Raw genomic sequence first — 13,500 nt, 5'->3', positions numbered from 1 at the left:
CACAGGCGGTCAGGGGCATTACACTGGCATCCCGTGAATGCTCTCAGCCACCAGAATCTCGCCACCGTACTTTCCCATCCATTGGGACAAAGTGTCCATGAACTGGACTTTGCGCCGGATATCCTGGGCGACGGGTACACGCGCCACACCATCGACTTCGGTGCCGACCCGGACGGCGAGCCCGAGGCTGCACCGGGCACAGTGTGCGCCACACTCGTCCGTTACCGACCGACAGACACACCGGAATGGGGGGAGCGCCCCGCCGTCCTGTTCGTCCACGGAATGACCGACTTCTTCTTCCAGACCCACGTCGCCGAGCACTTCCACGACCTGGGTTACGCCGTCTACGGTATCGACCTGCGCAAGTGCGGACGGTCGCATCGCGAGGGGCAGACCTGGCACCATGTGACCTCCCAGTCACTCTATGACGAGGACCTCGCGGTCGCACTGTCACTGCTCAGCGCCGGACACGGCTCCACCACCCTGGTCGGCCATTCGACCGGCGGACTGGATGTGACGATGTTCGTCTCCCGACTGCACGCGGCGACACAGCTCGGTGACACCGCGCGTGCCGCGCTGCACGCCAGCATTGACGCGGTGATCCTGAACAGCCCGTGGCTGGACCTGCAGTTCGACCGGGCGACGAACCTGATCATCCGCCGCATCTTCCCCCATCTCGCCCGCTTCTGGCCGACCTGGCACGTCCCCGGCGGCATCAATCCGACCTACGGGCAGAGCCTGCATGTCTCCAAGCACGGTGAATGGGACTACGACCTGGAGTTCAAGCCACCGCTCCCCCGTCCGAAACAGGTCAGCTGGCTGGTGGGTGTCAGCCGGGAGATCAACAAGCTGCACAGCGGGTCGTTCTCCACCGGAGTCCCAACACTGCTGTTGTGCTCGGACGCCCACAGTGCAGGGAAGATGGTGGCCGACGGCAGGGGCACCGGCGTAGACGTCCCGGAACAGCAGGCCTTCGTGACCGACACGGTGCTGAAACCGTCACAGATGCAGGCGGCCGCCCCTCTGGTGGACCCGGACTGCGAGGTCCGTGTCATCCCCGGAGCGATGCATGACGTCTTCCTCTCACGTCCGGATGTCAGGGCCGCGGCCTTTGCCGCCATCGACGCGTGGGTGGACGTACCATCGGTGCCATGACTGACACGCCTGAACACTTTGACCTCATCATCGTCGGCACCGGCTCGGGGAATTCCATTCCCGAGGACCTGAACGACCGGAAGATCGCCGTTGTCGAGAAAGGTGTCTTCGGCGGCACCTGCATCAACGTCGGCTGTATTCCGACCAAGATGTACGTCTACGCCGCCGATGTGGCGCGCGAGCTGGCGGACGCCGGCCGGTACAACCTCTATCCGATCGGCGGGGCGGCGGCCGCGCCGATGCCGGTGGCCGGTTGGCGGGTGAACTGGGACGACCTCAAGGAGCGGGTCTTCGAGAAACGTATCGACCCGATCTCCCGGGGCGGTGAGGAGTACCGGCGCGGTGACGAGACCCCGAATATCACCCTGTTCAGTGACATGGCCTCCTTCACCGGCGAGCGCACGCTGCGTATCGGCGAGGGCGACGGCGCCCGGACAATCACCGGTGACCAGATTGTCCTGGCCACGGGCACGCGGACGTGGGTGCCGGAGGTGATCGAGGAATCAGGCATCCCCTACCGCACGAACGCCGACATCATGAGGATGGACGAGCTGCCGCGCACGCTGGTGATCCTGGGTGGCGGGATCATCGCGGTGGAGTTCGCCCACATCTTCTCTGCGCTGGGTGTGGAGGTGATCGTCATCAACCGGTCGGAGTCCCTGCTGCGCCGTTTCGACGCGACCGTATCCTCGAGATTCACCGAGTTGGCGGGGTCGCAGTGGACGAATCTCCTGGGGCACACAGTCACCGCTGCCCGTGCCGAGGGTGGCCTGGTCACGCTCACGCTGGACGACGGCAGGGAGATCGACTGCGATGAGGTGCTGCTCGCCCAGGGGCGCGTACCCAACGGCGACCTGTTGAACGCCTCGGCCGGTGGCGTGGACCTGGCGGAGGACGGCAGAATCCTCGTCGACGACTACGGCCGGACGTCCGCGGACGGGGTGTGGGCACTCGGCGATGCCGCCAATGAGCTGCAGCTCAAGCATGTGGCGAACCAGGAGGCCCGCGCGGTCTTCCACAATGTTGCCGAGGTCGGCAAGGTCGGCGCATCGGAGGGCGAGCTGGAGAAGTTCAAGCACGACAACGTCCCGGGCGGGATCTTCACCCACCCCCAGATCGGGTATGTCGGCATGACGGAGGACGAGGCGCGTACCTGGGCACAGGAGAACGGCCGTACCGTGACCGTGAAGGTGCAGGAGTACGCCGATATCGCCTACGGGTGGGCGATGGAGGACACCACCGGGTTCTGCAAGCTGATCGCGGACGCTGACTCGCACCGCCTGCTCGGGGCCCACATCATGGGCCCGCAGGCCGCGACGCTGATTCAGCTGCTGGTGACCGCCATCGAGTTCGACCTGGATCTCGCCGAGTTCGCCACCAGGCAGTACTGGCCGCACCCCTCGTTGAGCGAGCTGGTGGAGAACGCCGTCCTGGGCCTGGATCTGCGCTAGGTTTGTAGGGGAACCTAGTGTGCGGTCGGGTCGACGCCGGTCGCCGGAAAGGGAACGACGATGCGGTGTGTGGTCACGGGAGCGGCGTCCGGTATCGGGCGCGAGGTCGCGTTACTCCTGGCGCGTGAGGGGCACGAGGTGATGATCACCGACCGGGACGAGGACGGCCTGGACACGACGGCGCACGACATCACCGACATCCGTCCGGGGGCGTTACTGGACGACCAGGCCCTGGACATCACCGAGATCGACGAGGTCCGTTCCTGGGTGTCGCGGATCACCGGTGAGTTCGGGGCTCCGGACGAGGTCTTCCATGTCGCCGGCATCGCGATCTGGGGTGATCCCCGGACCCTGCCGCACGAGAAGTGGGCGAAGGTCATCGACGTGAACCTGATGGGTACAGTGCACATCGTCGAGACTCTTGTCCCGGCGATGACGGAGGCGGGGAAGGTCGGGACGGGTCGGCGGGCGCGGCCACGCCGCCTGTGTTGCGTGTCCTCGGCCGCGGGGCTCATCGGGCTGCCGTGGCACGCGGCGTACTCCGCCTCGAAGGGCGGGGTACTGGGTATGTGTGAGGTCCTGCGTTTCGACCTCGCCCCGCACGGTGTGAGTGTGCATGTCGCTGTCCCCGGGGCGGTGGACACTCCCCTCGTGCGAACCATCGACATCGACGGGGTGGACCAGACCGCGGAGCGGGTGCAGAAGGTCAAGAAGCTGTTCCAGGGGCATGCGGCGACCCCTTCACAGGCCGCGCAGAAGATCGTCGACGGGACGCGGAAAGGCAGGTACCTGCTCTACACCAGCGGCGATATCCGTCTGGGGCGCTGGGCGCAGGTCAATCTCCCGTGGGCGTACCGGGGAGTGATGCGGCTACTGAACCGGGGGTTCCGCTGGGCCGCCGCAGACGCAGAACAGGGGCGCACCCGTTAGGAAAGAGTGCGGCCCCTGCGTGCTGTTCCCGGATTGTCCGGACTACTCGGACGATCCCGAGCTGCCGATGACACCGGCGATGGAGCCTGCGACGTCCTGGTTGTGCTCACCGCTGCCGATGCCGTTCTCCAGTTCCGCCGCACTGCCGCCGACGGTGTCGATCAGCTGCTTGAAGCCCTGCCACAGGCCGTGGAGGAGCGTGGAGATTCCGTCGCCGAGGGAACTGATGATGCTGGTGTCCATAAGATTTTACCTTTCAGAAAGTGGGAGAGAGCTGACTCTTTCAGTGTCTCAACTCAGAGTATAGACCGCCCCACGGCGTTGTGCCTTTCCCCGGTGAACGACAGTACCCCCGGGGTCGGCCGCTCCCTGTCCTACCGGCATGGTGGGACCCTCTACACCAGCATGTAGCCCTCGCGATCCCGACCATAGCGGCCGGTGCTGGTGAGGATCATGATGAACTCCACCATCGTCCAGATCCAGAGAGCTCCCATCATCAGGTAGCCCAGGATCGCGAGAAGCCCGCCGCCGATGATCATGTCCGGGTCCTCGTCAACGTAATAGGTCTCGCCGGAGTAGGTCCTGACCATCTCGGTACCGGTACCGGCGATGGCGAGCGAATACCCCACGATCACGATCACCCAGGTGACGATGAGGAAGATCAGCTGGGCGATCGCGCGGCCCTTATTGCCGATGTAGAAGTTGTGGGCGCCCGTGCCGCCCAGGAAGAACGCCAGCAGTGCCGCCACGACCTTCTTCTTGGTGGACGGTGGCGGGGCGGGATACCCCGGGTACATGGCGGCGCCCGCGTAGGGGCCGGGCTGGCCCGGGTTGCCGTACTGCCCCGGGTAGCCGGGCAGGCCGTTCCCGGGCCCCTGGGGAGCGCCGTACGCTTGGGTCTGGTTTCCCGTGGCGGGGCTACCGTAAGGACTACCCGGCATAGCCTCTCCGGACCACCGCCCTCCGGCGCCATCTGCACTACGTTCATTGTCGGAGCCTTGAGAGCTCTGGAATTCCGGGCCAGTCACAGTGTGTTCTCCCACCTAGTATCGAAAATATAAGAGTGTGCACAGACTACCGTGGCAGGGAAGCTTATTAAGCGCCGGCGTCCAGGAGCGCTGTGACCAGGCGGTAGCTGGCTGCGTACGCTCCTGCCCACTCGCTGGCGCGCGGTCCCGCGATATTCACCACGAGTCCACTCCCCTGTTGTCGCAGCCACTCTGACACATCGTGTGCAACTGCCGTCATGTCGCTCCGGCCCCATGCTGAGGCGTCGAGGACCAGGTGGGGACGCTGCCAATGGCTCGCGAACCCCACCGTCAGATCGGTCCCCGGAGACGTCCCGCCCGGAGCGGTCAGTATGAGCGAGACGTCACTGTCACGGACGTTCCACTCGGTGCGTTGCCTCGTCTCCGAGGACGGAGTCTCCGTCAACTCCGGGTAGTCCGTCAGGAGCCCCGGAGGCGTCGGGTGATCCTCCGCCCATCCGCCTGCAGGGCACCAGCCCACGACGGGAGTACCAGCAGCTCGGGCAGCATCGAGGGCTCCCCTGTCGACACCCGACTGGCCGCCGGAGCGGATGGTAGCGATCATCTGCGCTGCTTTCCTCGGGTACACACGGAACTGACATTCACAACGGATACACTAAGGGAAATCTGACCGCCAGGATGGCCAACATCGCACACCTGCACCACATGGCCCTACCCTCATTGAGTCGGCGCCCAATCTAACAGGGTCCGGCCCGCACCAGAATGCCGCCGATACACTGAAGTCAGAAGACATTCATCCTGTTGCCCACGCTGGCGGGCGCGACGCTCACGCGATTGTTGGCTGAATCCGGCAAGGCCGACTACCGGCAATCCGTCTCACAAGTGAATGACTCCAATGAACTGTGTCGTCAATTGGCGACACATCCCAGGATTGTCAGTAAGCGGCACTGACCATCATGAGCTTGAGAGACGGCGTCACCGTAGGCGTGCCCCCACACTTTCAACCAGTAGTCTCATTCCAGCCGGCCAACCCACCGCTCAGTCGCCTCCAGCAGCCGCGCCACCACGGAACTCCCGTACCTGCTGACGCTGTCCACGTCTGCCGCCGCATGCATACTATCGACGAGACGCGCCATCTGCCGATCAATCTCCGTGACCATCCAGTCAGGATCCACATGGAGGTGCATCGCCTCGTCAACCCCACCGTCGGCGGGTCAGTAGGGACGCCCGGAAGATGCCGTCGATCCCCATCGACAGATCGCTGGAACCCCCGTCGGTGTAAGCAAGATGGGAGTTGACGTCATACAGCGGGGCGAGCCGCACGTTCCCACCACGCAGAACAACTGAGTAATTCCGCGCATGGGCGTCTGTTCCGCAGATCAACCAGTTGAAGATCAACGCCTGGACGAAACGCCGAGTGTCTTCGTGGGCGTTACTGCTGACATTCGCGATAAGTTCCGCCACCTCGCGTGCACCCGGGCCCCGCTGTGACTCATACTTGCTAAATTGCGGTGTCCCTGTTGCCTGGCACATATCCTCCAGGTGCACGCGTACCCACCGGCCGTCAGGAAGACGAGCGCGGCCGTAGCGTTCGACGACGACACCGGAAGATCCGCCATCGCCCTACGCAACATGTCGCCGACCTCGGAGTTGCCCACGGGTCGTAGGCCGCCACTGCGTGACAACGCGGCCTCCAGTCGCTCTGAACGGACGGACCGTGCCGACGACCCTGCCGTTCATCACGACGGCCAGGGTTTCTTCGGAGCGAGGGCCGGGCCGCGCGCTCAATGTTCCAGCGTCCTGTCAAGCAACTCATTCAGGTCAATGAGATCGTCATCGGGGTCGGGGTGTGGCGCAGGCTCCGGCACCATCTCCACCGTAACCTCCAGGGCGCTCAACACCCGATAGACCATGTCCAACGGCGCAGTCCACTTGTCCCCCAACTCAAACGCATTGAGCCACTCGCGTCCAACCTTCGCCTTCGCCGCCAACGCTGACTGCGTGACCCCCAGCTCCAGGCGGACATCCCCGAGCAGAGGCCCGAGATCGTCGGGGCGATGGACACTTATTGTCGTCATACAGCGACAACACCATATGTCGCCGTATGGCGACTTATTGTCCCGGTACATTTGACCTCTTTCCGTCGATGAGACCACATGAAACACACGGTGATGAACCCATCGTCATGACAGCCTCGACTAAGTCGGAGCAGGTGCAGCAGGTCGCCGCCCAGATCGAGCAGTGGAAGGAGTCCGCCGCGGGCGAGGTGAGTGTCGTCGTGCTAGCCCGGTCCCGCGCCCATGTCCGGAAGCTGGCGAGTGCCCTGTATGCAGCGGGCCTGGATGCGACGGACACGAAACAGGCCTCCGTGGCTGCCCAGCAGGCCGTATCGGTGATGATCATGCACTCCGCGAAGGGACTGGAGTTCACCCACGTGGTACTGATGGGAGTCGACGCTACGTCGATGCCTCAGCAGTCCCGGATGCGAGGGCTCGCTGATGCGGAGAAGGAGGACATCTTGCAGCGCGAACAGGCACTCCTTTATGTGGCTGCCTCACGCGCTCGAGATGGGCTGATGGTGACAGTGTTGGGCCAGCCCTCGGGACTACTCCCCACACCGTCACCATAACGAATAATTTACTTAACGGATGTGCCAATTTCCGCAATGGTTGCGTATTAGAAATCACAACAACTTCAAAAAGTTACCGTATTCGACAGGAAAGGTCCTAGGTTCTTAAATGTCAGAGTTTCTATCCAAAATTATAGAAGTCATAATACCCATCATTCCCCTCCTTACCGCAGCACTTGCTGCAGTATTTAATCTAAATACAGGAAAGAAGCTAAGAAGACTACCGGAAAATACAGTAACCACGAGTTCCCTATGGGAGCCATCTGGATATGTTTCTCAGGACATCAAATGGGCGCAAGTCGACCTAGAGTCCCGCCTGTTCTCCCAGTACAATATCCAACCCAGCAGATGGTGGATTTTCTCACTCGTCAGTTTTCTCTTCTGCGGATTTCTATACCTACTCGGCCTTTATGCATTTATAGAAAATGCTTCTTCAAACCGCGGAGAAGAAAATGAGCATATCCCCCTAGGCGGGTTCTTCGACAGTGGAGTCGGCGTGTCCGATATTGCAGCAACAACGACTCAGCTATTTTTAATATCCATACTTGCTTGCATTCTTCTAGTATGCGCTCGTCACCGTTCAGTGAATTCAGAGGCGGAAAGGAGAAATGTCTACCTAGACAAGGTTCTTGCATCTCGACCCAACCATAGGAAGTTTTCGAAGAACTACGAATATTACAGAAAGAAGATAATCGTATCCGTCGAGAAGGCCTCCGGATGGAACCTCTCACTCTCCAAAAACAATATTCGTATTGCGATACTTGTTTCTTGCCTATCGCCACTGATTCCACTCTTCTATGTCTTTTCCTGCCTTAGTCACCTTGTGAGTATGAATAACTATTCCTCGAACTCCGATGCTCCTTGGATAAACGCGGTAGTTATACTGACTGTTGCCTCGGTATTTTCGGCAATAATGTACCTATTACAGAGTCTTTTAGTTTCCAGAATCCAGCTATCTTCTCCCAATTTAAGGGTCGACGGAATAATAAGAAACGTCGATTCTTCTCATGGTCACAGCAATTCGCCAGTGCATTGCAGGGTAGCTGAAAAACTTCGATCCGCACTGTCTCGCCCCTCAAAAACGGAAGGGGAGAATCGATAAGGTAGGTGATGTTTCTTCAGTGCGCTTCCTTCCCTCAACTCATTCTTTCCACATTTCTTTACTTAGTTTGGCGCCTCAGAACACCGCTAATCTACCGCACCTGAATCCGGAACTTAAGATAGGACTACACCTCGAAATAATCCACTTTCCATCCCATGCTCGAAATTGGCCATTCTTGCTAGGTTCTCCTACTGAAATAAAAGATTCATCACAATAGCCGCGACCCGTTCGCATCATCGAAGCAGCACTCGGGCCGGTGAGTCCCCCTACCCCATTTCCCCACGATGGCCATGATGGTCACCACGACCAGATACTACACCGCAACCCGACCTTTTACCGAGAGTCAGAGGCCGCAAACAGATCAGCTTCCAAGAACGCATCTGGATCTAATCCGCACTCAACGACGGCAAGTCCCTATGACCCATCGCCCCCACCTGAGCACCAGGACGCTGACACGGCACACCACCCCCGGCGGGGACAGAGGTCACTCTGAGCAAGCGTATCCTACGGGCCTTAGGGAGCTACCGCGGCTGCCACCGTGTGGTTCTGTCTGTGGTGTGCCAGTCCGTTCCAGGATTCTCACGTAGCGAACAGTCGATTCGAAAGAATAGTTCAGTTCAGGGGGAAATCGGGACCTCCGAGATCGGCCCGGTCACATCTCCAGCTCCACACCCGTCGCCGCCACGACCTCCTCCACCGTCACACCCGGCGCGACTTCCCGCAGGGCCAGGTGGCCACCCAGCACCGCACCACCGGCACCCGCGCCACCCTCACGCACCACGTCAATGACCGCCAGGTCGGTGATGATGCGGTCGACCACTCCCTGTCCGGTCAGTGGCAGCGTGCATTCGGGCAGGATCTTCGGTGAACCGTCCTTCGCCACATGGTTCATCAGCACGATGACTTTCCGGGCTCCGTGCACCAGGTCCATGGCCCCGCCCATGCCTTTGACCATCTTTCCGGGCACCATCCAGTTCGCCAGGTCCCCGTGCCGGGAGACCTCCATTCCTCCCAACACCGCAACATCCACGTGTCCCCCGCGGATCATGCCGAAGGACAGGGAGGAGTCGAAGAACGCCGCACCCGGGTTCACGGTCACCGTCTCCTTGCCCGCGTTGATGAGATCTGGGTCCAGCTCCGTCGGAGTCGGGTACGGTCCGGTGCCGAGGATGCCGTTCTCGCTGTGCAGGACGAGGTGCACGCCGTCGGGCAGGTGGTTCGGGATCAGCGTGGGCATGCCGATGCCGAGGTTCACGTACTGGCCGTTCTCGAGTTCCTGCGCGGCGCGTGCCGCCATCTGTTCTTTCGTCCAGCTCATCGCTTCTGCTCGCTCTCGTGGTTGTCGTCCCGCACGGTCCTCTTCTCGATCCTCTTTTCTTGCGGACCGGTCTCCACGACGCGTTGCACGAAGATGCCGGGAAGGTGGACCTGCGCCGGATCGATCTCACCGGGTTCCACGAGCCGCTCCACCTCGGCGATGGTGACCGTTCCCGCCATGGCGCACAGGGGGTTGAAGTTCATCGCGGACTTCGCGAACACCAGGTTGCCTTCGGTGTCGCCGATCTCTGCGTGAATCAGGGCGACGTCCGCGGGCAGTGCCTCTTCCAGGACGTACCGGCGTCCGCCGAACTCGCGGACCTCCTTGGGCGGGGAGGCGACGGCGACCGAGCCGTCCTCCCGGTACTTCCACGGCAGTCCGCCGTCGGCGATGGGTGTGCCCACCCCGGCCGGGGTGTAGAAGGCGGGGACGCCGATACCGGCGGCACGCAGCTTCTCGGCCAAGGTGCCCTGCGGGGTCAGTTCAACCTCGAGTTCCCCGGCGAGGTACTGGCGGGCGAACTCCCTGTTCTCCCCCACGTACGATGCGACGACGCGGCGGACCTGGCGGTTGTTGAGCAGCAGGCCCAGACCCCAGCCGTCGACGCCGCAGTTGTTGGAGTAGATCTCCAGGTCGCCGACGCCGGTGTCGACGAGGGCGGCGATGAGGGTGTCGGGGATGCCGTTGAGTCCGAAGCCGCCGACGGCGAGGCGTGCACCGTCGGCGATGTCGCGGACGGCCTTCTGCGGTGTCGCGACGACTTTCGCTGCGAGGCTGGTGTGGTGAGGCGAGTCGGTCATCGTTGTTCTCCTTCTCGGTCGTCGTGCTCACGGATCGGGAGGGTGAGCATGTGGTAGCTGAGTGTCTTCCCGTGCCCGTCGAGCACCGGGGAGCCGGTGACGCCGCCGCCGAGCACGCCGCGCAGTTCGCAGACGAAGGATTCGACGGTGGCCACGTCCCGGACGGTGACGTCCCGGACATCGCAGCAGAAGTGCTCTGCCACGGCGTCTTCGGTGAGGTGTGCGCGCAGCTGCCGGTAGTTGTGAGGGGTGCGGGGCAGGACGGCGACGATGAGGGTGTCACCTTTGTCGCCGGTGCGCGCGTCGGCGTAGTCGTCGAGCGTGTTCATCAGCGGTCTCCTTTCACGGTGGTGACCTGGGCGGCGATACGTTCGCGGGGCAGCAGTGCCGAGCGGATGGCGAGGACTTCACTGCTCGCGGTGCGTGCTCCCCCGCCGGCGGCGGGTCCGGCACAGTAGAGAGCCTCGACCTCCCAGCCGATCGCGCGGGCCTGGGTGGCGGTGTCCACGCGTGCGGCCACGCGCAGGCGGACCTCCGGCGGGTCGGGACGGTCCGTCACCGGCATCATGCCGCGGAAGGCGGCGCCGTCGCCGATGAATTCCACGCTGACGGTCGCCGGGTCGATGCCGTGAACGTGCTCCAGCCGGTGCCGGACGATGTCCCAGGCCATCTCCGCGCGCTGTCGGGCGCGAGGCCCGGCGTAGGTGATCTGTCCTTCACCGAGCCAGCCGCCCCGGAACCCCAGGGTGACTTTCAGCGTCCCGGTGCGGGGACGTCCGGTCGCCCCGCTGACCCGTACCGCGTCGGCCCCCACCTCCTCGAGGTGGACGCCGGAGAAGTCGGCGGTCACGTCCGGGGTGAGGTAGGCCGACGGGTCGGCGACTTCGTAGAGCATCTGTTCACGCACCGTCTGCCGGGTGAGCATGCCGCCGGTGTCGGCGATTTTGCCCAGCACCGCGGTGCCGTCGTCGCTGATGTCGGCGAAGGGGAACCCGAGGTCCGCCATGCCGGGCACGGGCTTGGTCACCGGGTCGGCGAAGTAGCCGCCGGTGACCTGCCCGGCGCATTCCAGCAGGTGGCCGACGAACGTCCCCGCGCCCAGCCGCGCCCAGTCGTCGAGCTGCCAGCCGAATTCGTGGACCATGGGCGCCAGGAACAGAGAGGGGTCGGCCAGCCGTCCGGTGACGATGACGTCCGCACCTGCCCCGAAAGCCGGCAGGACGTGCTCGACGCCGAGGTAGGCGTGCGCAGAGACCAGTCCGGCGTCGTCGGACGACAGCGGCCAGCCGGTCTCCCAGACGTCCGGATCCTCGGAGCGGATCTCGGACAGGACACTGTCGCCGGTCAGGTAGGCCACGGTGACCGTCCGGTCCGGCACCACCTCGGCGGCCACACGGGCGATCAGCCGGGCGGCGGCTTCGGGATTTGCGGCACCCGAGTTCGTCACCACGGTCGTTCCCTGGGCCACGGTGTGCGGAAGGACGGCACGCATCCTGGTCTCCAGCAGCGGGTCGTAGCCGGTGTTCGGGTCGCTGAGTCGGCGGAGCTGCCCGGCGGCGACGGTGCGTTCCCCGAGGCACTCGAACACGAGGTAGTCGAGGTCGCCGTCCTGGGCCAGTTTCACGGCCGGGTCGAGACGGTCACCGGCGAATCCTGCACCGGATCCGATTCTGATGGTTGGCATCGAAGATATCTCCTAGAAAGCTAGAACGTCAGGGCGCCGGTGATGATCGCGGTCACGGTGATCACCAGGGTGGTACCCCATGCCCAGAGGAATGTGAAGCGCTGGTGTTTACCCAGTTCCACCTTCGCCATGCCGATGAGGATGAACGTGGAGGCGGTCAGCGGGCTGAGCGGGAAGCCGGTGGTCATCTGCCCGGCGATGGCACCGCGGGCGATCATCGCCGGGTCGGCGCCCATGACGTCCGCGGTATGGGCGAAGACCGGCAGGACACCGAAGTAGAAGGCGTCCGGGGTGAACACCAGGCTCAGCGGCATCGAGACGATCGACACCAGGACGGGCAGGAATCCGCCGAAGCTCTCGGGGATGACGTCCGCCAGGCTCTGGGCCATGTTCTCGATCATCCCGGTGTTGCCGAGGATGCCGGTGAACACGCCGGCGGCGAAGACCATGGAGGTCACCAGGACCACGTTGGCTCCGTGGTCACGGAACAGCTGCTGCTGGTCCTTCCACTTCGGGATGTTCACGCAGGCGGCGACGGTGAACGCCACAATGAAGCAGACCTCCATCGGGACCGCGTGGGTGAACAGCACGACCACCAGCGCCAGAGTGAGGATCAGGTTGACCGCCATGCGCCACCGCGGGACATCGTGGTCGCGCCGGGCATGATCGGCATGATCCTCTTCCGCGGGAGTAACGACGGTTCCGTCGTCCGCGGGGATCTCGTCGCCTCCGGAGCCCACTGCCACCGGTGCCGGGGTGTCCAGGGAGATCGTCCCGAGGCGCCTGCGCTCCATGCGCCCGATGAGATAGCTGGCGACGAGGACCCACACGCCACCGGCGATCATCGGGATGATCATCGGGGTGAAGACGTCCGACGCCGACAGGTCGAGCGCGGCCATCGCGCGGATCGTCGGCCCGCCCCAGGGCAGCATGTTCATCAGCCCGGCCCCGAGGGCGACGATGGCGGTGAGTGCCAGCGGTCGCATACCGATGCGCCGGTAGATCGGCAGGAAGGCCGACAGTGTGATCAGGAAGGTCGCCGCACCGTCGCCGTCGAGGTGGACGCACATGGTGACCAGTGCGGTTCCGATCGCGATCTTGACAGGGTCCCCTTTGGCCCAGCTGACCATCCGTCGGATCAGCGGGTCGAACAGGCCTGCCTCCATCATCACGCTGAAGAACAGGATGGCGAAGGTCATCATCACCGCAATGGGAGCGACCTGCAGCAGGCCGTGGCCGATGAAGTCCCCGAGGTCCCCGCCGTGCCCGGCGAGGACCGCGAAGATGATCGGCACGAGCACCAGGCCCACCAGGACCGAGGTCCGGGTGAACAGGGTCAGCGCCAGGAAGATTCCCACCGTGAGGAATCCGAACAGAGCAAGCACGTGGCTCTCCTATCGACGTAATGGCGACCCTGTGGCCTGGAACAGGCTCCAACAACC

Annotated in this window: 15 protein-coding genes and 1 pseudogene; 5 read left to right on the top strand and 11 right to left on the bottom strand. The window is 63.3% G+C overall.

Features of this window, described 5'->3' with window-relative positions; translation table 11 throughout:
• Nucleotides 1-33 precede the first annotated feature (33 nt).
• The 3 genes from FS507_RS00410 to FS507_RS00400 are packed head-to-tail and all read left to right on the top strand — an operon-like array spanning nt 34 to nt 3,536.
• Entirely contained in the window at nt 34-1,155 is a 1,122-nt protein-coding gene (locus tag FS507_RS00410; RefSeq protein WP_260853072.1) for an alpha/beta hydrolase, read from the top strand.
• A complete protein-coding gene (mtr, locus tag FS507_RS00405) occupies nt 1,152-2,606 on the top strand; it encodes a mycothione reductase (protein ID WP_145940894.1) in 1,455 nt (484 codons plus the stop codon). Before FS507_RS00410 ends, mtr begins: the two co-directional genes overlap by 4 nt.
• A gap of 60 nt (nt 2,607-2,666) precedes the next feature.
• Complete coding sequence (locus tag FS507_RS00400; RefSeq protein ID WP_145940893.1) at nt 2,667-3,536, top strand: SDR family oxidoreductase; 870 nt, start codon at nt 2,667-2,669, stop codon at nt 3,534-3,536.
• A gap of 42 nt (nt 3,537-3,578) precedes the next feature.
• On the opposite strand, the gene FS507_RS00395 is transcribed toward FS507_RS00400, so the two are convergent.
• The 6 genes and pseudogenes from FS507_RS00395 to FS507_RS00375 form a co-directional block, all read right to left on the bottom strand.
• Nucleotides 3,579-3,779 carry a hypothetical protein gene (locus FS507_RS00395; RefSeq protein WP_145940892.1) on the bottom strand — a complete coding sequence of 67 codons (201 nt, stop codon included), beginning with the start codon at nt 3,777-3,779 and terminating at the stop codon, nt 3,579-3,581.
• 152 nt (nt 3,780-3,931) lie between these two features.
• A complete protein-coding gene (locus tag FS507_RS00390; RefSeq protein WP_145940891.1) occupies nt 3,932-4,477 on the bottom strand; it encodes a TM2 domain-containing protein in 546 nt (181 codons plus the stop codon).
• A gap of 154 nt (nt 4,478-4,631) precedes the next feature.
• Entirely contained in the window at nt 4,632-5,129 is a 498-nt protein-coding gene (locus FS507_RS00385; RefSeq protein ID WP_145940890.1) for a putative molybdenum carrier protein, read from the bottom strand.
• Nucleotides 5,130-5,538: 409 nt separating this feature from the next.
• A complete protein-coding gene (locus FS507_RS17485; RefSeq protein WP_186314498.1) occupies nt 5,539-5,685 on the bottom strand; it encodes a hypothetical protein in 147 nt (48 codons plus the stop codon).
• Between the two features lie 34 nt (nt 5,686-5,719).
• Nucleotides 5,720-6,115, bottom strand: a pseudogene (locus FS507_RS00380) (HipA domain-containing protein); the annotation flags it as partial.
• 194 nt (nt 6,116-6,309) lie between these two features.
• Nucleotides 6,310-6,603: a helix-turn-helix domain-containing protein gene (locus FS507_RS00375; protein WP_145940888.1), complete on the bottom strand. Its 294-nt coding sequence runs from the start codon at nt 6,601-6,603 to the stop codon at nt 6,310-6,312.
• A gap of 107 nt (nt 6,604-6,710) precedes the next feature.
• Here FS507_RS00375 and FS507_RS00370 point away from each other — a divergent pair, with 107 nt between their 5' ends.
• Together FS507_RS00370 and FS507_RS00365 are read left to right on the top strand one after the other, a co-directional pair.
• Nucleotides 6,711-7,154 carry a 3'-5' exonuclease gene (locus FS507_RS00370; RefSeq protein ID WP_260853071.1) on the top strand — a complete coding sequence of 148 codons (444 nt, stop codon included), beginning with the start codon at nt 6,711-6,713 and terminating at the stop codon, nt 7,152-7,154.
• Nucleotides 7,155-7,263: 109 nt separating this feature from the next.
• A complete protein-coding gene (locus FS507_RS00365) occupies nt 7,264-8,256 on the top strand; it encodes a hypothetical protein (protein WP_145940886.1) in 993 nt (330 codons plus the stop codon).
• Between the two features lie 652 nt (nt 8,257-8,908).
• Here FS507_RS00365 and FS507_RS00360 read toward each other — a convergent pair.
• The 5 genes from FS507_RS00360 to FS507_RS00340 are packed head-to-tail and all read right to left on the bottom strand — an operon-like array spanning nt 8,909 to nt 13,443.
• Nucleotides 8,909-9,574, bottom strand: coding sequence for a CoA transferase subunit B (locus FS507_RS00360; RefSeq protein ID WP_145940885.1), 666 nt, complete (start codon nt 9,572-9,574; stop codon nt 8,909-8,911).
• Complete coding sequence (locus FS507_RS00355; protein WP_145940884.1) at nt 9,571-10,374, bottom strand: CoA transferase subunit A; 804 nt, start codon at nt 10,372-10,374, stop codon at nt 9,571-9,573. The genes FS507_RS00360 and FS507_RS00355 overlap by 4 nt, the downstream gene beginning before the upstream one ends.
• Nucleotides 10,371-10,703 (bottom strand): AtuA-related protein, encoded by a 333-nt coding sequence (locus FS507_RS00350; RefSeq protein WP_145940883.1) that lies wholly within the window; start codon nt 10,701-10,703, stop codon nt 10,371-10,373. The genes FS507_RS00355 and FS507_RS00350 overlap by 4 nt, the downstream gene beginning before the upstream one ends.
• Entirely contained in the window at nt 10,703-12,058 is a 1,356-nt protein-coding gene (locus tag FS507_RS00345) for an acyclic terpene utilization AtuA family protein (protein ID WP_145940882.1), read from the bottom strand. The genes FS507_RS00350 and FS507_RS00345 overlap by 1 nt, the downstream gene beginning before the upstream one ends.
• A 20-nt stretch (nt 12,059-12,078) precedes the next feature.
• On the bottom strand, nt 12,079-13,443 hold the full coding sequence (locus FS507_RS00340; protein ID WP_145940881.1) for a CitMHS family transporter: 1,365 nt from the start codon (nt 13,441-13,443) through the stop codon (nt 12,079-12,081).
• Between the last annotated feature and the right edge of the window lie 57 nt (nt 13,444-13,500).

This window comes from Corynebacterium glyciniphilum AJ 3170, assembly GCF_007673095.1.
In the GTDB taxonomy this organism is placed as follows: Bacteria; Actinomycetota; Actinomycetes; order Mycobacteriales; family Mycobacteriaceae; genus Corynebacterium.
Note: the sequence above shows the minus strand (reverse complement) of the source record. Positions and strands in the feature narration are given on the sequence as shown.